Source organism: Gemmatimonadaceae bacterium (assembly GCA_035606695.1).
Taxonomy (GTDB): Bacteria; Gemmatimonadota; Gemmatimonadetes; order Gemmatimonadales; family Gemmatimonadaceae; genus JAQBQB01.
In genome coordinates this window covers 79,847-100,107 of record DATNEW010000034.1, presented here as the reverse complement: position 1 = coordinate 100,107, position 20,261 = coordinate 79,847, and the positions used below count along the sequence as shown (strand labels likewise).

The window sequence follows — 20,261 nt, the reverse complement described above, 5'->3', positions numbered from 1 at the left end:
CAGTGAGCGCACCCGTGTCGGTGCTCACGCGCATTCGCCGCAGCTCGCTCAGCCTCAAGCTCGCGGCGCTCGGCGCCGCGGTTACGGCGGCGGTGCTCGGGCTCGCGCTGTTCGCGCTCAGCAGAGAGGTGCGCACGAATACGCGCGTCGTGTTCACGGAGCAACTCGCGCGCAACCAGCGCACCATCCAGCAACTCCAGGCGCGCGACGCCCGGCAACTGCTGTTCGCCGCGTCCGTCATCGCGGACGCCTCGCAGATTCGCGCCGACATGAACACGTATCAATACGAGCGCAATGCGGCGGGCACCGACCGCCGACAGCTCGTGAACATGCTCGAGGACGAGCTGCGCAACGATCTGCGAAACGTCGATGCTGATTTGCTGGTCGCGACCGACGATTCCGGCCGCGTGCTCGCGCAAGCGGGTCGGCGCGGGGCGAGTGTCCCGTATCACGCGAGTCTCTTGTCGCTCGCCGCGGTTCGCCACGCCATCGACCCAACCGCGCCCGCCGACACCGGCGCGGTCGCCGTGCTGCGCACGGATTCGGGCTACGTCGAATCAGCCGTCTACCCGCTCGTGCAGAACGGCTTCACGCTCGGCGCGCTCGTGCTGGGACGCCGTCTCGATGCGTCGTTCGTCGCAAGCGAGAGTGCAACGGCGAGCGCCGCGGTCGTGCTCACGGCGAACGGCGGAGTCGTTGCCGCGAGCGACAGCGCACTCGCCAAGCCCGCGATCGCGTCGGCGCTCGACGCCCATCGCGCCGAGAGCTCGTCGACCGTGACGTTGGACGGCGCCGACTATGTGGTTGCTCCCGTTACGCTCGGCGAAACGCAGGACCACGGCGTCGTGCGACTCTGGATGTTGCAGTCGCTCAGCCAGCGCGTCGCCGCGCTGACGCAGCCGCTCCGCCGCGACTTCCTTGTATATGGTGCCCTTGCGGTGTTGCTCGCCGCGTTCGGCGCGGTGTTCGTCGCCGGAACGGTGCTGCGCCCATTCAAGCGATTTGTCGGCTACATGCGCTCGGGTGCGGCCGCCGAAGAGCGGCAAGGGCGATTCGATGCGTCGAATGTCGCTCGCGAAGTCCGATCGCTCAACGACTCGTTCAATCAGGTGATGGACTCGCTCGCGCTTCGCCGCCGCGAGCTCGAGGAACGCGGCGCCGAGCTGGTCGCGGCGAACGTCGTGCTCACGGACGAGATCAGCGAGCGGGTGCGGGTGGAGCAGGCGTTGCGCGAGAGTCAGGCGCAGCTGCGCCAATCGCAGAAGCTCGAGGCGATCGGCACCCTCGCCGGCGGCATCGCGCACGACTTCAACAATCTCATAACGGTCATCTCCGGCTACACGCAGCTGGCGCTGATGCGCACGAATCGCACGAGCCCGGAGGCGGAAGATCTGCGCCAGGTCATCGAGGCGTCGGATCGCGCGGCGAATCTCACGCATCAACTGCTGGCGTTCAGCCGCAAGCAAGTGCTGCAGCCGACCGTGCTCGATCTGAGCGACGTGGTGAAGGGCATCGCGCCGATGCTGCGTCGCATCATCGGCGATCACATCGTCCTCGAGATCACGGCGCAGGAGCCGCTGGCGCGCGTGCGCGCCGATCGCGGACAGCTGGAACAGGTGCTGCTCAATCTCGCGGTGAACGCGCGCGATGCGATGAGCGGCGGCGGTACGCTGCGGCTCGGTACGCGAAACTCGCCGGACAACCGCGCGGTGCTTCTGCAGGTGTGCGACACGGGCGCGGGCATGAGCACCGACGTGAAGGAGCGCATCTTCGAGCCGTTTTTCACGACGAAAGAGCCGGGGAAGGGTACCGGTCTCGGGCTGTCGACGGTGTACGGCATCATCAATCAGTCGGGCGGCACGGTCGCGGTCGAGAGCGAGTTGGACCGCGGCACCACGTTCACCATCGCGCTGCCCGCGGCCGAAGCCGTGGCGACGTCGGACGTCGCGTCGATGGAGGAAGAAGATTTGCCGCGCGGCGTCGAGACGATTCTCATCGTCGAAGACGCGGAAGACGTGCGCATCCTCGCGCGGCGCACGCTCGAGGAGCGCGGCTACACGGTGCTCGTCGCGCGCAATGCGAACGAAGCGCTCGAGATCGCGGTGGCGCGGCGCATCGATCTGCTGCTCACCGACATCGTCATGCCGCATACGAGTGGGCCGCAGCTCGTCACGAAATACCTCGCGATGCACCCGGCCACGATCGTGATCTACATGTCAGGCTACGCGGATGACGCCTTGTCGCAGTACGAGCTCGATCCCTCGACCGTGTTCCTCCGCAAGCCCTTCACGCCCTCGGGGCTCGCGCGCACGGTGCGCGCGGCGCTCGACGCACGTCGCGTCTCGGCCGACGTCGGCACCGCGGCGGACTGAGCCACCGATCATGCGTATTCGCATTCTCTCATCAATCGCCCTGGCGGTTTCGACGTTCGGGTTCGCGCCGCGCGCCCAGGCACAGTACGGTGGCGGAGGCAACGGCGGCTCCGTGTTGCTGCAAGGCATCGTCGACGGCGAGTTCTGGTCGACGAATGCCACGTCGAGCCTGCTCACGAGAAACTCAGGGAAGCCCGCCGGCCTCGTTCGAGGCCAATTGTGGGGCGCGTACCAGCCCACGAATTCGCTCGTGTTCTACGCGCAGGGCGAAGTGGAAGCCGGTCCGGCGCGGCTGGAACAAGGCGCCGAGGCATACGCGGACCAACTCGGCGCGCGGTACATCGTGTCGCCGGCGCTTTCGATCGACGCCGGCCGCTTCACGCCGATCATCGGCACGTTCGCGTCGCGGCATTTCTCGACGCGCAATCCGCTCATCGGCGAGCCCGACGGCTATACCGCCGATTATCCGATCGGCGCGAAGATTTCCGGCGAAGCGGCGCACTTCGATTATCGCTTCGCGATGGTCAGCTTGCCGACCACGCACGCGCTCTACGAACCCGATCCGACACCGCGCCTGCGTCCCGCGATCGGCGGCGGCTACACGCCGTTCGTCGGGTTGCGCCTGGGCGCCTCGTTCACGCATGGCTCATATCTGAATCGCGATACGCCCGCGGCCGCGTTGAACGGTCGCGCGTGGAGCGATTACAACCAGACCGTCGCGGCCGCGGACGTCGAGTTCTCGCGCGGCTATTTGGACACGCATTTCGAGGCGGCGCGCGGCAGCTACGAGGTGCCGGGCCAGGCGTCGAACATCGTCGGCTTCACCTACTATGGAGAGGCACGGTACACGATCACGCCGCGTCTCTTCGTGGCGGCCCGAGTCGAGCGCAACGACTATCCGTTCATTCACGAAGGGAACGGCAGCGGCTGGACGGCGCGGCTCACCGACTTCGTGGATGGCGAGGGCGGCCTCGGCTATCGCGTGACGGCGAGCTCCATCGTCAAGGCAACTTTTCGAAGCGATCGCTGGTGGTCGCACAGCTACCCGGACGGGCAGGCGTTCGCCATGCAGTGGTCGCAGGCGTTCGATGTGATGGATTGGGTGGATCGGGTGAAAGGGTATTGAGCGCTGGGCGCTGGGCGATGGGCGATGGGCGATGGAACACCCGCCCAATCGATTGACCCTGCCTACGCGCTCGGTTAATCTTCTAGGCTCGAACGAAGCCCCTAAGGGCTCGTAGCTCAGGTGGTTAGAGCGCACGCCTGATAAGCGTGAGGTCGGAGGTTCAACTCCTCCCGGGCCCATTGCATACGCCGTAAGCACTTAGCTGCTTGCGGCGTTTTGCTTTTCCAAATGGCAACGGGTACCAAAACCCAACTAACGGGTACCGACTGCCAGTTTGGCCAGCGCGGAGCGCTGCGCGTTTTCGTCGGGCCGCAGGTACACGGCCACGACCGTTCCTTGGTTTTTCCAGCCCCCAAGGTCCTTTAGCTCGCGCAACGGCACGTCACGCAGGGCATTGGCAAAAGCCCGACGGAACGAGTGCCAACCGTAGCGCTCGCCGGCTGGAACCCCGGCCGCATTGCGCAGGGCAGGCCATAGCTCCTGCACAGCGCATTCACGCGGCATTGGCTTCTTTGGGTCGGTTTCGTGCGGGAATACCCATGCGTCGCCGATTGCACCAACCCGCGACCGTTCGCGCTTTAGAAAGGCGTTTAGGTCGGAATGCATCGGGTTTCGGTGCTCATACCCAATCTTGTCCACCTCGGCGCGCCAACGAATCGTACCGCCCTCGGTGTCGATATCCGACCAACGTAGCTGCCGGATAGCTCCGGAACGGTGCCCAGTATACCACGCGAGCATTACAAACCGTTCTGCTGTGGCCGAATGTTCTTGGGCAGCGCGGAGAAGCGCCGAACACTGCTCGGGAGTGAACATCGGCCGCTGTGGACTTTCTTCCCGAGGCAGCTTCAGTCCGCGCAACGGATTTCGGTCGAGCAGGTAGCCGGTACCATCGCCGCGAGCACGTTCAGCCCAGTTCAGAACGGCGAGCAACAACTTCAAATCCTGTTCGACGACTCGTGCGCGCACCGGAGTAAACACGATCTTGCCCTTGTCATCGCGCTTGTACTTCGGCGCCAGCTCGCCCGACAATCTGCGTCGGATGAAGCTCTGCCAGTCACGCACGTTCAACGAATCGGGCCGGCGATCACTACCGAAGCACGTCAGGAACAGCGGCAGCGTACGCCGATCATGTCCCTTGGCGCTTCCTGATTTCTTCTGCGGGGTGACCTCACGTTCGTAGATGTCAAAAAGCGTTTGCAGCGTTAGTACCGCGCCCGCTGCCGGCCGAGCACTGTCAGGGCTCAACCGTGATGCTACCTCTTCGGCTTGCCGAATCGCGCGGTCGTGGTCCGAGTGCCCGAGTGACTTCTTGATGCGCTTGCCGTTCTCTCGGTAGTCGATCCAGAACGAGTTGCCTTTCGCCGGCCACGCAAAAACCCGAATGCGATTCTTGCCCTTCTTGCCGGTGACGTACGACCACATCTCGCGATCCTGCGCCGGAGAGCGCTCCTGTATTGTCATGGGGTTTTCTCCCGTGCAATGACAGAAGCCACTACCGCCGTGGGGTGAAATTTAGCGCGGTGTTTAGAGTTTTGTAAAGGAGCCACGTAACCGGGCTTTGTCGGTATGTGGACCTTTCTTATGCGCGGCTTGCCTTTACGCCCTGCATTTTCGATCCGGCCAGCGGCGACCATGCGCTGGAGTGCGTCGACAGAATAGCCCCCGATGAGCGAGGCTTCTGCTAGCGTGACACTCTCCTCTGCACTTTGGAGAGAAGCATCGAGTTGATCCGCGGCATCGCGAAACGCTTGTGCTGCTGCTGGAGCGAAACGTTCAAGCTCTGCAGCGCACGTCCGCCAATGAGCAGGCAGTCCCGAGATCATCATGTGTCGTCATGTGCTCCAATTCTCCTATAGTAGGGTAGATGAATAGTGAGGTGAAAAGCCGCTCTCTCAGAGTTAGGTGCTGCTCCTTGAGCCGTGGCCTTCACGAACGAGGCGGTACATGTTTTCGACTTCTCCCGTCACCTTCACAACGCTGCCGCGAATCAGTAAGCGACGAAGCGCTTCACCGGAGTTTGCTCGCTTGCCCGGCATCGCGTCGAGAATTGCTTGACGACTCGCGTTCGGATGATCTCGCAGGAAGGTTCTTACGAGTTCGCCACGCTCACCAATAGATATCGCATGTTGTGCCGCGTTTGCGCGTGTGATTCGACTGAGTGTCATGAGTGTTCCTATATAGTGTGTGTGCGCCGCCCGCCCTATCCATAGGGGCGGGCGGACCCGGCGCACTGAATCGGTTTGTCGCGCAGCGCACTGGATGGCGCACTCGTATGCAACCGCGTGGGCGAGTGCGCTGATGTGTCGGGCGGATTCCGGCGCATTGGCGCACTCCTGCTGGGGAGAGAATGCGCCAACTGTCCGGCGCACTGTCGGCGAGTCTTGACGTCATGGCCGTCAGACGAGCGAGTACATGTAGGCGCGGCGAGCGCCCTTTTCGCGAACGAGCGTGCCGCCCTTGACCAGATCTCTGAGCATTCTGCGGAGACGTTCCCTATCTCCCCGAATTGCGGTTTCGACTGCGCGTTGGCTAGCGGGCCCGTGGCTTTCAAGAAACTGGCAGACTCGGTGCGCGAGACTTGCCGCAGGGCTGGGTACAACGGAATAGGTTCTCCCGTCCCACCCAATCCTCACCTCTTCCACGCCTGTCATCCGACCCCTGGAATCGAGCTCTCTCTCCCTAGATGGCGCGCCCGCGATCTGCGAGAGAATCACTATTTGGTCAACCGTCGCGCCGATCGAGGTTGAGTCACGATACTCCTTTGGCGAGTTCTTCGCGGTATGATGGACCAGCACGATTGCCGCGTCGTGCGTTCTGGCCAGCCGTTTGATGCGCAGCAAGATTTCGGGCCACTCGGTTGAAGAGAATGGATCTCGCACTCGAGCGAAATTCGAGAGAGTGTCGATGATGACGAGAGCTGGCTTCGTGTGCTCAACGGTTCGTTCAAGCTCCGCGAGTCGTTCGCTCAGTGAACCGGACGGGTACAGGAGTGCGATCCGGTCACGGCTAGCACCGATTGGCAAGAACCGGGTTGCCACATCCGCTGTGTGCTCTTCATCCGCGCTTATCCAAAGAACAGGCGCGGGCCTCTCGCATGTGTCCGCTCCAAGGAACTGTTTTGCCTGAGCAACGGCTTTGGCAGCGGCGGCTAGTAGAGTGGACTTGCCCGCTTGTTTTTCTCGCCCGGCAAGCAGCGTTACGCGACCGCGCCATGCGATGAGAGGCACAAGCGCCGTCGGCTTTTCCATCAGCTCGGGATTGTCCATAACAAATCGCAACGAGGGGAAGAATCGTTGTTCCGTATGATTCGGTGTGATGCTCGTCAGACCCGCGGCGTTGATGGCGGCCGCGATCGTGCGCTTCAAGTACGAGCGATGTCGATCCCACTTTTCTCGTTTGAGCGCCGACCGCCGCATTAAGCGCTCGATTCGCTCGAGGTCTCCGCCAACGACTTGCACGAACATGCAGGCCAGTTGGTAGTCGCTTTCGCTCTGCGTCTTCGGTGCCCGCGTCTCGCCCGCAACGAACAAACGATGAAACTCCGATCTGTTGATCGACGCAGCGAGCGCAATCACCTCGTCATCTTGCATTTGTAGGTTGTGGCGGGGCACGTCGATCGTGGTGCCAGGGACTGACGGCGTTAGATACCGCCGAATCAACCAATCCAATCCCGACCGCGAACGCGCAATCCGGCGCCGCGCCTCGTGCACGTGGCCCGTCATCATGAAGTATCGAACGCGCTCGTATACCTCTATCGCGGCCTTCTTACCGCCCGCCATGCCAATTAATCGATCAAACTTGTGCCGAATTCCGGACGGCAGACGCCCCTTAACGACGATGTGAAGGCCGGTGCCTGACTGGGACAGCTCCGTGTACGAAGACAGAACCTTGACGATTCGTTTTGCCCATTTTGCAATCTCGCCGCTGTCGGGATTGCGACACCCGTCGAGATCAACTCCGACATACGGGTCGGCATCGGTAAACACGAATCCGATTCCGGCGAATCCCTTGGCCCGCGCCAGCCCTCGTGCCTGCCGGTACGATAGCCAAGTCTCGGGATCAGCGTGGCTCGCGCGGGTTTGCTCGTCGCAATACGGCACCTTTGCCGGCTTGCTCGGCTGACTTGGATTCGGTTCGAATCGAACTGCCACCCACTGACGCAGGCGTCGCAACTCCTTCGGGATTTGCCCAGAGTGCAGGACTCGTTCGGTCTCAGCTGTGTCGGGTCTGCGATTTCCGCGCGCGAGCATTTATGGCCTCTCTGCATTTCGTAAGGAAGTGGTTGTCGGTGTGAGCGTTGCGGCGATCCTTCACGGCAGAGAGGCGCGTGCCCAATGCTTTCGCACAGTTGGGCGCCTGCTCACATCGACATTCCAAAACTCTAATAACTACGAGTCGAACTCTGACATAGCAAAACGCTAAAAACACAAGAGCGCCGCTCAGCGATTGCTGAGGCGACGCTCTCCTAGCTATAAACCCGCAGGGTTTGGGTCGAACAGTTTTTGCGGCCCCGGTCCGGCCGCACCCACCCAATTTACGCCTGCTGCCCTCGCCCGCAAGCAGGCTGGCCCCACGGCCGGCTAGGGGGTTTGAGGCCCCAGCGAGCCGTTTAGGGGCTTTAGTAGACGGTTTGGGGAAGCCACCAGCCAGTACCCGCAGCTAATTGTATACAAAGCCTAGCCACGCCTGCCTTGCCCGCCACACGTGCTTCGGCCGGACTGCCCTATTAGTGCGTTTTCTCCTCGGCCGTGCGGATCAACTCGTGTGGCTTCCTGCCAAGCGCCTTGGCTAAGGCTGCGATGACTTCCAGCGACGGCGATTTGAGGCCGCGTTCGAGTTGGGAGATGTAGGTCGGATGGATTTTGGCGCGCAGGCCCAAGCGCTCTTGGGACATCCCCAGCCGCTTTCGCTCGCCGTTAATCACCGCACCGAACGCTTTGGTTAGCGCCTTCTGCCGTCGCATGCGGCGAAGGTGCCGGAACTGGCTCAAACGCTCTATAGACTATAGTCTTGAAACAACCGTAGCCTAAGACAATAGTCTTGAACGACATACCCCGTCCCGGAGCAGCAATGATCTTCCAGGCTTACCAGATTCGGGCGGTCTGCCGCGCCGTCCTCGTGCCACTGATGCTGACGACGCTTGGCGCAGCAAAGGCGCAGTCCCCGAGCCAGCCCCTTGCCGTGGATTTGAGGGCGGGCACGCTCAACGGGCGACCAATTGCTGATTGGACGTTAGACGCTATTACGGATGCGGTCGGTCGCCCATCTGCCGTCAGTCCCGGCGTCGAAGGCATCACCGGCCCGCAGCTTCAGTATCACCTCCAAGGGCTCAGCTTTTGGTTTCGTCCCAAGCAGCAAGATCCCGGTCAGCATCTATCCACACTGACGGTGCACCTCACGCGGAAGTGGGACTCGGACCATACTGCTTGGTATCAGGCTTTTGCCGGATCGCTCACCCCGTCGGTAGATGCCAATTGGAAGCAGTCGCGGCTTGAGACGGAATTCGCTGCACTACATCCAACCGTCAAGACCGCCGAAGACGCGCAGCGCGAACTGCGCCGGTCAGGGCTGGCCGGCTTCGCGAACGCCGCGTCAAACGATTTCCTGAACGTGACAGTCGGCGCGCTTCAGATCTCGTTCGCGCTCGAACCGAACACGAAGTTCGTTGAATTCGTTGTCATGCGCGCCGTGCCGGACTCTGCCAAGTAGTATTTGTTAATGCCAACGCGCGCTGCTCATCGGGCACAGAAGGCCAGGCGGTTGATCAGGGCCGCGTACCGCGACGACCCAACGTTCTCCGCCGAACGCGCGTTACGATACGAATTGCTCGGCGAACAAACGGCACTGGTTCGACTCAAGCATCCTGAGGCAGGCCACTTGGTCGACGTGCGGCTTGCTCAGGAGCAATCGACCGGCCGTGTCATTCGGCTTTTGCGGGATAACCGTTCAGAATTCAGGTCGATGCATGAAATGCTGGAATACTTTGAACGATTGTATGGCGCCTACGGTGGCCCGAACGGCGAGCCGGCGACAACGATATCGAAAAATGAACCGCGAACTGGCCCACTGCCGCAACGCGGCGGGCTTAAGCTGCTGAAGTAGATGCGTGTGCGCATGCGAAGTCACCAACCCGAGTGGAAGATCAGCGCTGCGACGCGCACGGTCGATCGCGGCGGGACGTCCATCCGGATATTTGAGTTCTGCGCCGACATCACGGAGTATCGCAGCGTGCTTATTCTCAGCGACGGCTGGGAAGTGTTAGCGGAGACGGACCAGTTTCCTGAGAATTGGCGAGATCTGTCGTTCGACGCTCTGCTCAGCCTTTTGGAATCTCATACACGGCGAAACCCGTGTACGACTTCGGACGGCGCGACGATTTGACTTGAGTCGCGTTCTTGTGATGGTGGAACGGGAATGGCTCGAAGGTAGAATGGTGGCGTGTCTGATGGCCCCCTATTGAGCCGGCTTCTGAGTCCAACGGATCGGGAGCACACGACTGTCGACCGAGCCGCGAATGTGGTCCGCGCACTAGCGGTTGATCCGGCGCTCCGTGACCGCGTACGCTGCGATGACGAGGGCGTTGTCATACTCAGTGATCTTGCTGGACGAACGCCATCCAGCGCGAAGGAGCGGGAGCGCTGGGAACTCCACGTGCGATTGCGTGTGACTGCGGAATGTGGCGCAGAAGCGGCTAGTACCATCTCGATTCGATGGGCAGGCGCGCCGACTACGCAAGCCCCTGGAAACGACCATCAGGATTCTGGTGGATTTCTCCCATGAGCATGAGCGTTTCGAGATGACGACGTACCAAATCCGCCTTCGCGCCGCTGAAGTGTGACGTGATCTCTTGAGCACCTAAAGTCTGCGCGGATAGAACACGCTTGATCGCGCCGATCTGGCCGATCACATCGCCCGGGAATGGAGGCTTCTTCGCTTTCTTTGCTGCCTTGGGGGTGGCTTGATCGAGCTCTAGCTCCGACGAGGGCAGCTCGCTTGCGAAGCGATTGGACTGATACGCTGGCCGGAGCCAGCGCACAGTACCAGCGTTCTCCTCGCGTACCCTCTCGTCGTGCAAGGTGACCAGACGATCCAGGATCGTCGTTTCGTTGAGAGGCCAGCTCCAGTTGTAGGCCTCCGCGACTAGCACGTCGAGTTCCTCGTGCAATTCCATCAGGACTCCACATGCCGATATCTCATGAACGACGCGTTCCTGAGCCTCAAGGGCAACGCCTTGTCGCAGCTTGTCGATGACGTTGTATATCCCGGTCATCGTTACGCGTTTGTCACGACTGAGCGCGTGCTTGCGATCTTTGTCGATGCGTTCCGCCGTCTTCGAAATACGCTTCCGCAGAACATCGGACGGCTCGGGGAAGGGAAACGGGTCGAGGCAAACGGATTTGTTATATCGGGGATCGTTTCCTACACCCAATCTGCTCCCGGCAGCGAGCGCCCAACGGACATGAACAGTTGACGATAGCACGCCGAGATGAAACGCGTCGTCGGAGGCGACTACAACGAGCGAGTGATCAGGTGCAACCGCAGCATCGAGGAATTCAAAGAACCGATGCTTTGACGTCTCTACCGTGACGATGTAGCGCGATAAACCGGTCAGCGCCTGTCTGAGTTCGCCCCGCGTCCGCCACAATTGCCACCAAAGATCTCTCGCCTGCGCCTCCTTCTTCACGGCTCGCTCTGGCTTCACCCGGTCGTGCAAGATGTTGAACAGAGCAGGAAACTCGGAGGCTTCTTCCTTCGAGCGTGTATTGAAGTCGATCAGATATGCATTGCGTGGTCGCCCCGTCAGGTCGCGTCCGTTGCGGTACGGCCGCAACACGGCCGCCATCTTCGAGTCAGCCGCCAGCATCGACAAGGCTTCCTCATTGTCGACGATGAAGCCTGCACCCCTCAGGTTGAACCCATTCGACGAAAGGCCACGGTTGGCCAGCAAGGGAATCCGCGTGGCCGCTGGGATATCGACTGTTATTGACAGGTCGGAGTTCAGGCGCTCGGCCTGAGCATCGCCGATAATTCGCGCATCGTCGTCAACGGTGACGAGCCGCGCGGGACCGGGACCAGAAGAAATGACCGTTAGCGCAACTCGGACGGAGGCGCCGTCCTCGTCATCGACCCAAGGATGGTCCGCGATGGCCCACACAACCCGAGCACCGGCGGCTTCGGCAGTTTCAACCACAGCGCGATTGCGCTTCTGACTGATGGAGTTTGTAGTGATGAGGCCCGCGCGAATGGTTCGGCCAGCGGCTACCTCCGCTGCGGAACGAAACCACCAATACATGACGAAGTCAGCGCCCTCCGGGAGATCGTTTGCGTACACATGACGCAACGCATCCACATAACCGCTTCCGAGCGCTTCGCGCATCGACGTCCCGCCAATGTACGGCGGGTTTCCGACAATGAAGTCGGCCTGAGGCCAAGGCGCGATACAGGCATCTTCATGAACGAAATATGGCCGCCGCGCGTCCGGGTCAGGAATTCTCTGGCCGGTAACAGGATGCGGAAGGCGCGGGGTTAGGTCGGGCTCATCTCGAGAAACGTCGCGCTTTCGATCCGACCAGCCGAGAACAGCGTCCCGGCATTCGATCGTGCCTGTGTCCTGAAGAATCGGTTCCTGTGGTCGGTGAGTATGGTGAGCGCGCCAGAACTGATGATAGCCGATCCAAAGCACAAGCTCCGCTATTTCGCGGGCCCATTGCTTGATTTCCAATCCATAGAATTGCCGCGGGTGAACTTCCTCAAAGAGAAGTTCGTGCTTTCCGGTGACGGCATCCAACTCCCGTAGAACCTCCAACTCGATTCGCTTCACAACGTGCATGGTCACATACAGAAAATTTCCGGACCCGCATGCCGGATCCAAGAAGCGAAGGGACTTCATCCATTCGTGAAATTCCCTTAGCCGCCTTTCGGCTTCCCGTTTCTTGCCGCCTTCGGAGAGCTGAAGCACCGCCGCCTGTACGGTCTTCCACCGCTCACGGATGGGTTCTTCCACGGTTGGAGTGACGACGCGCTCCACGAATTCCCTGGGCGTGAACTCAGCTCCCAATCGGTGACGTTCTCCGGGATCGAGCGCGCGAGTCAGCAACGTACCGAAAATGGCGGGTTCCACATCCTGCCAGTCGGCTTCTGCCGCCAGCCGCATGACGGTAAGGGCTTGCTTCGTCAGTGGGAGCGCTTCTGCATCGCGGAAGAAGTGGCCATTGAACCGCATGAGTTTCTTCCAGTCGAAGCGCTTACCCTCGTCCATCGCTTGCCAGAGAGCAAGCGCCTGCTCCTGGAACGCCGCAGGATCATCGGAGCACCGCTCAAGGATTTGGCGGAATGGTTCGTCGGCTAGTAAGCCGATGTCCTCTGCGAACATTGTGAACACGCATCGCATCGTGAACCTTGCAACGCGCTCCTGTTCGTATCCCTCAGCTTCGAGACTTCGAGCGAGGTTCGCGAGGTAGCCTGCGACTTCCTTGGTTACGGCTTGGGCGCGCGATCGGGGATTGAGTGACTCCGGATCGGTCCAGATTGCTTCGAGGAAACGCGCATCCTCTTCGCGATTGGCAAGCTGAGTCAAATCGATTCTACGACCCGCCTGCCAATCACCGTAACTGCCATTCCAGCGGTCCCAAACAATCGCGGTTCGCGCGACGTCCATCACGATCAAATACGGCGGAAGACCGCCCGGCGCGTGGCTTACGTAGTGGCGAAGCTGACCGAATGCCTTGCGCAATAACAGTTCGGTCGAGCGGCCTGGCTCTTCGTCCTTCGCTTCGATGGCGAAATGGTTGGTCCGGTGACAATCAAGGAAATTCGATACTTCGACGCCGTCGCGCGTTATGACTTTGACTGGCAACTCAAACTGGTAACCGCTCCCAGCGGGGCCCGGTCTTTCGACTCCGAGTGCCTCACAGAGCTCGATGAGATACGGTTGAAAGTTCGCCCGCTCGGCCGCCCGGACGCCCTCCCATCGCTCAGCGAGTTTCAGCAGGGCCGCTGTGTCAATCGCCATTAATGTGTGAGCCGGTGAGGGCCATCAAGTAGCTCAAGTCCCCCGCAGCAAATGCGCAGCGAAGCGTTTGGCTGACAGATGACGTGTGGATATCGTGTGAGTTTACTCTAGAGTGCCAGAAGCTTTACGGGTACCGGAGCACGATGGAAAGGCTAGGAGGGAAGGACCTGAAGCCCGCCGCTGTGGCGAAACTCAGGGGCACACCCACGGGCCGGCTGGCGCCGAGCCAATCTCTACATCGTTCGGAAGATTCACTGGTCCGGGCACGGTTATCTCTACGATTTGGGAAGTCGAGAAGTCGGCGCGGGCCGGATCTACGAACGTCAACGGGCCCCTCGGAGCAGGAATGCCGCGACTCCAGCGTGGCGATCCCGAATTGTAGCGGCAAACTTCGAGTTCGATCCCTTGGTTTGCGTCTAACAGGGACGCGAGTCGAACCCGGAGAATGCTCGGCGTTTCCGCCTGGTACCGATTGAAATGCCTCACGCCGTAGTCGATCGGACCTACATTGGAGCCAGGCCAAAAGAAAACCCGTTTGTTCAATGACTGAATGAACGTGTCGAACGCCCACCCCGGGGGAAGCTTCATGTTACCAGCGTAGAGCGGCGCTTGGTCGCGGAGAAAAACGTCGTCACCGCCAACTGACACCTTAACATGCATAGCGCGCTTCACGGCCGCCAAATCTTCGCGACCGGCGAGCGCCATGATATGTGAAGCCGGCTCCAGAACCCGGGTGCGGAGGATTCGTTCTACGTTCCGCGTGTCGGTGAGATGGAAGAGATACGGACGAAGCCGGACGATTTCTTGGATGTCGATTCCCATGCTTGGACTAGGGTGTTACCACGCACGCCTGTCGATAACGCTTCGAAAGCGGAAGCGTGTGGCGATGAGCGAGACTGGCGCGAAAGTGACTCTCTCCAGCTCGGAGATGAAGTAGATGGTCTCCGGTGTCAGCTGTTCAAAACGACGAGCTTTTCGATTCGCGATGGAAAAATAGTCGGCGAATGACAGCGCGATATCGGTTGGGGCGTTCAGTGAGGCAGCTCGCCGAATTAGCGTCCAATCAAACTCGCCAATTCGCCTTTGCTTTTTCGTACGCGAGGTCTTTTCCGCCTCTAGCAACTCTTCGAGGTCAATTCCCGATCGGTTGGCAATCTCCTGCCACTTAAGCTCCCGACTCATCGGGCCGGATGTTCGCCCCTTCGGGCTTTCGACGCGAATTGGATAGGTTCGGCAAACCATTATCGCCCGCCTGACTCGACCGGGCGGTATCCCTGCTTCTGAGAGACAACCCGCGACTGTCGTATCGCGTGAGGTGACGTGGGGATAGGAACCGTGATGAAGAGATAGCCCCGTTCCTTGAGTGCCCTCGAGGAAAACGCGGTGCCCTCTGGAAAATGAGCGGTCGAGCACAGCAAGTGTGTCGCGGACATAGGGCTGCAATTCCGCAACGTCCTTTGCGAGCGTCACCGGCCGCTCCGCGATCTCTCGGAGGACCTTACGTGCCGTCGCAACACCGACACCACTTCCGGTCGATCCAATCGCGGCTGTGAGTCTACGCTCCGCCTCAACATCCTCATCCGTTACGATCATGGCCTGAGGATCAATCGAAAGCCGCTTAGCCTCGACGTGAGCTGCGTATATCTCGGGCAACAGTTCGCTGACTCTCAGAACCGCACCAGCCCCGAGCACTATGTGAGCGTTCTGATTCCGGTTAGTTCCGGAAGGCAGGTGATGATAGGTCATTGCCTGCGGCTCTTCATACACGCGGTGCCCAGCGTTCGGCCCGCCGACGCGAACTAGTACGTCATATTCCGGTGCGAGGTACGCGGATATTTGTCCTTTGCCCTCACTTCCATATTCCGCGCCAACCAACACATCGACCAACTTATCGAACCCTCGTCCGAAGAGTCCAAGCTGCGCGGCGACGCGTACTACAACATCTTCCCTGGTGCTGTGGAGCGTATTAATCACGAGATCAGCTAGGTCTTGCAGTTGATCGACCGCAGCTTCGGTGGGATTGGATGCTACTTCCTCGTAGGTAGGGAGTTCCGCCATTGCCGGATGCGACGCTTTCCTAATCTCATATCGCCGTGCCAATTCTTCGCGAGGTGCAGTCACGTGAATGTGAACTACGCGAAGGCCAAACGACCGTCGAATGTGCTCGATCTGTGACGGAATTCGCACTGCGTCTACAAGGACCCAGGAGTCGTGCGTAGAATCGAGATTCGTTGAGTCATTGCCAGTAACGACCCTAGTCAAGGCTCGCGCAACCCACGCCCCGTCCGTTGTACGGTCGAGTTTCTCGCCAGCTTGCTGAAGCGCCTTGCGATCGCGATCGACGCCGGTCAACTCGACGATAATGTCCTGAGTCTTGACGCGGCGAATCCCAAATTGGGACTCCAGCGCTTCTGCGAGATTAGACTTTCCTCCGACCACCGGACCTGATAGCACGATGACTCGTAGTCCCATGTTTCCTCAGGGCGAAGTTCCGAAGGATCAGAATAGGTCGAACGTTATCTGCGGAGCGACCCGAACCTTTGTGCCGGGCAAATCATATACGGTGACCGGTATTCCTTCGTCGACAAATGCCTCCTCAACGATGTCTGATATGATATCCCATGACCCGCCGGCTTGACCGGTTCCAATTCGCGGCATGTGGATCGATGCACTGCGGACGGCCGCCGCCTTTGCGACGGACCGCAGGCCCTCTCTAAGGGCGGTATATCTGATTCGAGGCTTTTCCGAGGGTCCGTAGCCGTGTTGTGCAACCACACTCGCTACAGTCAATCGCTCATCGACGCGGCAGAGCCGTACGCTGCCGAGCTTGAGGTTGGAGCGCTGGTGTGCCGCCCAGTCGTGAAAGTCCTCCTGAACCTGCGGCCAGTGACCACGCAAGGCGCTTGCGAACCCTGCACCTCCCCAATTCGGAGTTTTGTCGTTGACCACATGCACAACGAACTTGTTGTCCTCACCTCGTGGTTCAAGAGCGTTTCCATACACCAGGTCGATCCGAGCGCGAGCGTCGTCCTCGTCGTTCGACGGAGGCAGCGTTAAGAAACCAACGACGCGAGGAGCGTCGCCGCCCGGATAGGGCGGAATCCCAACGGCTTCAACACGGGCCGGGCCGAGACGATCAGACCAGCTCTCGGTGCCTTTCGCGGAGTAGCCGATGGCCGTGCATTGCGCGATTACGGTGTGCCGAGGTAGGCGGAGCTTCGGCGGAATTCGGCTTGGCCATGCTCTGGAACCAATCGTGTAGTCAAGCTGGTATTGCCGTCCCGACGCCGACACAGTCGCTGAAGCGCAGAACGCAGCCAGAGGTTCGACGCTGGTTTCGACTAGGCGAATAACCAGAGCCTCGGTCGAGACGTCGAACTTGCGTTGCTGATCCAAGACGTAGTGCATCGACAACTCCTCGGGAGGCGTCGACGCAAATGTTGCGAGGGGCATCAGTAACTCGGCAGCCGCAATATTGCAGAGCGCTTCGAGTTGCCACTGATCGCCGTGAACCTCAAGGTGATGGCTACGGTGCCGCACCTGTTCGGCGACGTCAGGAAACAACGTGTGGGCGAGTTCGTGCGCGACCGAATACCTCATTCGGCCCCGCGGTCGGTTAGGATTGAACTCGATCCGCACCCTCCCGCGCCCGATGGGAACAGTCTGCGCATCGCGAATGGCCGCATTGGCCGCTATTTCGATTCCGAGAAGGTCCGCGAGCGCCAGCGGATCGAATGGCGGACCTTGCCATCCGCGATCCATGCCTTCAAGAGCCATCGCGCGTGCACGCGCGGTTATCTCGGTTACGGGATCGTCACTGGATAGAGTAAGAACGGAGGAATTTGTCCAGCGTTCCGGGTGTCGTGGCGTTCGATGGCTCATGACTCCTTCAATTCAGGTATGGCGGTCACGCGAATCGGGCCGTCGTCTGTCGCCATCTATTTGGAAGTCGCTTAGCTGCCGAAACACTTCCGTGAGATCGAAGTGATTGGCGTCGCCTTGTTTCCGCGACCGCTTCACAAGCCCGCGACGGTCCAATGTTTTGGCGATCTTCCGGCAGTATTCGGCTGACAGACCGGTGCGAGCCGCGATCGTGTCGTAGCTGAGACGTGGATGTCGTGACGACCACTTCACGCCGACAAGCGTGATGATAAAGAGCACCTCTGCCGGTGTTAATGGCTTTGGCAGAAGCGAGGCTCCCCACAGAAGAAACAAGCGCGGAACTGGGATGAAGCCTTGGGCTAGCACACGCTCATCGCCGCCCCAGCGGTCAACGACGAGCTGGCGTGAGGTCGGACGCAGCCAAGATGGCCTGCGTTTTTTCTCAGGTGCGCTCAGATCAGCGCCGGTCTCAGCCATGTCGAATAATGGTTGCAGACAAAATTCTTCTGCTAGACGTTACGGCTCGGAGGATCTATACAATGGAGGTACTATAGCACCGCTCTCTTTGGCCAGTCAACGCAAATCGGCTTGTGTTCGGTGCGGATTCTTGTAGCGTAGGTCACACGGCTGTACTTCTTGGGCATGCCATCGGCGATTCGACCGAGGCTCGAACAGGTAGTGGAGGCAGAATGAGTGCGAAGAAGGATGTGCACACGACTCCGAATCCGACTGGGTCCGGCTGGATCAACAGCGTTGGCGGAAGGCCGGCCGGCGCAAATCACCGGACGCAGGAAGCCGCCATTGATGCGGGCCGTCGCATCGCCGAGCGGAATGAATCCGAGCATTTCATTCACGGTCGAAACGGCCAAATCCGTGAACGGAACACTTACGGCGAAGACCCATTCCCGCCGAGGGGATGAGCCATGGCGATCACTATGTCCAGTCTGCCTCGTGGGCTTTATGTCGTGAGGCGACCAAAGCTCGCGGGGCTGGTCACGCACGTAGGACTTCTCGACGTCGGGAATCAGCTGCGACTCGATGTGCAACCGGGTGCGGGTCCGGTTGTCCTGCACCAGCCGCCGACCGGTCTCGCTGCAGTCTATGCCGCTGAATCGGGTACGTGGGAGACTGCCGTGGAAGTGACGAACATCGCTGGAATTCGTGAACGGGTGGCCAAGGCTTTCGCAGACCGGTCGTACAATCTCTTCGGAAACAACTGCGAGCATTTTCTGACATTCGCGCTCTCGGGAGAGAAAACGAGTCCACAGCTGCGAACCGCTCTGACCGTTGCGGGCCTCGCGGTGGGTGTTGCGCTCTTGATTCGCTCGGAGGCATGAAATGGGTGCCAGCTCTTCAGCGAAACCGCGAGGCAAGCCGGGCAAGCTGCTTCGCGGCGGCGGTCAGGATGGTGACGGCGGCGGCGGTGGAGGTGAAGGGCCCGCTACGGGAAGTGGAGTAAGCCGCAGTCCGCGCCGCGTTTCGACTGCCTTGCGGCTTGAGCGTGTTGACCGGTCAAGTGCCCGCCAGGTAGCGGGTGGTGATCAGCTCGCGCTGGTTGACGACGGTCGTGACGTCTCCGTAAAGTGGCAACGCCACACGCTCGGTTTCATTCGCCGGTCCGAATTAATCAGGGTGCGCAATTCGGGATGCACTGCCGCGCGGATCAGCAAGATCGTCTTGCCTATCGGGATCTGGATTCTGCTCGCCTGACGGCCACTTGACGAACCGCGAACTTCCAACGCTCTGGCAGCCGATGTGCGCATCGTCGTGCCACGCCTTCGGTGAGTGCGGAGGTTCGCCGAGCGCGCCATGCGCCTGCGTGTTCGCCGGGACTGATCAGGCGTACCAATGTGACGAATGCTGGATGAACTGCCGAGAGCGAATTGGCTCGGAGTTCGGTGATGTCGGTGAGAATCACTACGCTGACGGGCTTGCGTTGCGGGACCTGCGAATCGCCAATGTTTCATTGGATCTTCCAGCGTTCGTGCCCGCGATTACTCGCGAACTTCCGCCTCAGGCCGTTTTGCCCGTGGTCGCGGCAGGCATGGGGGATCTCTTTCGCCGCGACCCGAGAGCTCAGATTCGGACTTCCCCGCGGCTCGGGAATCCGGAGGAATTCAAACGTCAGTTGCGATGTACGCCAGACGGACGCGTGCTTGCAGTCTTGAGCGGCACGGATCACGCGCTCGAACTCTTGTGGCACGCGGACCTGTCAGCAATCGCCCCACAGTTCGCGAATGCCGGTCTCACTGCGATCACAGGCCCGACGTTCTCGGTGCTCGGTGAACACAGTGTAAGACCCTATCACAACCTTACGATGCTTAGGCGTCATCACCGGATTGTCCAGCGGCTTTTCGACTACGGCCTTGACGTAATACCGAACCTGTATTGGCGAACCGACGGTGGGTTGTATCAGTGGGCCGAGGTACTGCTCGGATCGACAATCGGCACGGTCTCTCGAGACTTTTCGCGAACAAAGAATGGTCCGCAGTTCTACGCACACTTGGACGGTCTTCTCAAGCTACTCAGAGCGGTTGCGAGACCGATGCATGTCGTGGTCGTCGGTGTCGGCGTGCGTAAGGCCGCCGGCGTGCTGGCCCGAATTCAGGAATGTGGCTGCACTTGCACGATTGTCTCGGCCGACCCGGTTCGGCTTGCGATCAATCGAGGTGCGCAGGTTTTTCGTCGCGTCAACGGCGAATTGGGTATCCGTGTTCGGCCCGACCTTCCGCGAGAAAACCTAGCCATACGCAATATCACCGTCCTCTCCCGTGAGCTTCGCCGAATTGCCAACCCTCGTCAGCGAGACCCTTTGCCCCGGATGACTGAACGGCTACGTGTCTCGCCATCCGGTACCACTTTGTAGCCG

The 20,261-nt window shown here is 60.3% G+C and carries 13 protein-coding genes and 1 tRNA gene; 6 read left to right on the top strand and 8 right to left on the bottom strand.

Features of this window, described 5'->3' with window-relative positions; genetic code table 11:
* Nucleotides 1-2 precede the first annotated feature (2 nt).
* The 3 genes from VN706_18780 (at nucleotide 3) to VN706_18770 (ending at nucleotide 3,677) form a co-directional block, all read left to right on the top strand.
* The gene (locus VN706_18780; protein ID HXT17691.1) at nucleotides 3-2,372 is read left to right on the top strand and encodes an ATP-binding protein; all 2,370 of its coding nucleotides are present in this window, start codon (nucleotides 3-5) and stop codon (nucleotides 2,370-2,372) included.
* 10 nt (nucleotides 2,373-2,382) lie between these two features.
* On the top strand, nucleotides 2,383-3,498 hold the full coding sequence (locus tag VN706_18775; GenBank protein HXT17690.1) for a hypothetical protein: 1,116 nt from the start codon (nucleotides 2,383-2,385) through the stop codon (nucleotides 3,496-3,498).
* 105 nt (nucleotides 3,499-3,603) lie between these two features.
* A tRNA-Ile gene (locus VN706_18770) sits at nucleotides 3,604-3,677 on the top strand.
* A 73-nt stretch (nucleotides 3,678-3,750) separates the two neighbouring features.
* Here the strand turns inward: VN706_18770 and VN706_18765 are convergent.
* From VN706_18765 to VN706_18750, 4 genes are all read right to left on the bottom strand, one after another.
* On the bottom strand, nucleotides 3,751-4,959 hold the full coding sequence (locus tag VN706_18765; GenBank protein ID HXT17689.1) for a tyrosine-type recombinase/integrase: 1,209 nt from the start codon (nucleotides 4,957-4,959) through the stop codon (nucleotides 3,751-3,753).
* A gap of 437 nt (nucleotides 4,960-5,396) precedes the next feature.
* Entirely contained in the window at nucleotides 5,397-5,663 is a 267-nt protein-coding gene (locus tag VN706_18760; GenBank protein ID HXT17688.1) for a hypothetical protein, read from the bottom strand.
* A 231-nt stretch (nucleotides 5,664-5,894) separates the two neighbouring features.
* A complete protein-coding gene (locus VN706_18755) occupies nucleotides 5,895-7,748 on the bottom strand; it encodes an AAA family ATPase (protein HXT17687.1) in 1,854 nt (617 codons plus the stop codon).
* Nucleotides 7,749-8,224: 476 nt separating this feature from the next.
* Nucleotides 8,225-8,461, bottom strand: a complete 237-nt coding sequence (locus tag VN706_18750; protein ID HXT17686.1) for a helix-turn-helix transcriptional regulator — start codon at nucleotides 8,459-8,461, stop codon at nucleotides 8,225-8,227.
* 107 nt (nucleotides 8,462-8,568) lie between these two features.
* On the opposite strand from VN706_18750, the gene VN706_18745 reads away from it, so the two are divergent.
* Nucleotides 8,569-9,207: a hypothetical protein gene (locus VN706_18745; GenBank protein ID HXT17685.1), complete on the top strand. Its 639-nt coding sequence runs from the start codon at nucleotides 8,569-8,571 to the stop codon at nucleotides 9,205-9,207.
* 9 nt (nucleotides 9,208-9,216) lie between these two features.
* Nucleotides 9,217-9,600 (top strand): hypothetical protein, encoded by a 384-nt coding sequence (locus VN706_18740; GenBank protein HXT17684.1) that lies wholly within the window; start codon nucleotides 9,217-9,219, stop codon nucleotides 9,598-9,600.
* Between the two features lie 625 nt (nucleotides 9,601-10,225).
* Here the strand turns inward: VN706_18740 and VN706_18735 are convergent.
* The 4 genes from VN706_18735 to VN706_18720 form a co-directional block, all read right to left on the bottom strand.
* Nucleotides 10,226-13,510, bottom strand: coding sequence for a DNA methyltransferase (locus VN706_18735; GenBank protein ID HXT17683.1), 3,285 nt, complete (start codon nucleotides 13,508-13,510; stop codon nucleotides 10,226-10,228).
* Nucleotides 13,511-14,347: 837 nt separating this feature from the next.
* Nucleotides 14,348-15,982: an adenylosuccinate synthetase gene (locus VN706_18730; GenBank protein HXT17682.1), complete on the bottom strand. Its 1,635-nt coding sequence runs from the start codon at nucleotides 15,980-15,982 to the stop codon at nucleotides 14,348-14,350.
* 27 nt (nucleotides 15,983-16,009) lie between these two features.
* Nucleotides 16,010-17,287, bottom strand: coding sequence for an ImmA/IrrE family metallo-endopeptidase (locus VN706_18725; protein HXT17681.1), 1,278 nt, complete (start codon nucleotides 17,285-17,287; stop codon nucleotides 16,010-16,012).
* Between the two features lie 117 nt (nucleotides 17,288-17,404).
* On the bottom strand, nucleotides 17,405-17,869 hold the full coding sequence (locus VN706_18720; protein HXT17680.1) for a hypothetical protein: 465 nt from the start codon (nucleotides 17,867-17,869) through the stop codon (nucleotides 17,405-17,407).
* 1,342 nt (nucleotides 17,870-19,211) lie between these two features.
* Here VN706_18720 and VN706_18715 point away from each other — a divergent pair.
* Complete coding sequence (locus VN706_18715; GenBank protein ID HXT17679.1) at nucleotides 19,212-20,258, top strand: hypothetical protein; 1,047 nt, start codon at nucleotides 19,212-19,214, stop codon at nucleotides 20,256-20,258.
* The last annotated feature ends 3 nt before the right edge of the window (nucleotides 20,259-20,261 follow it).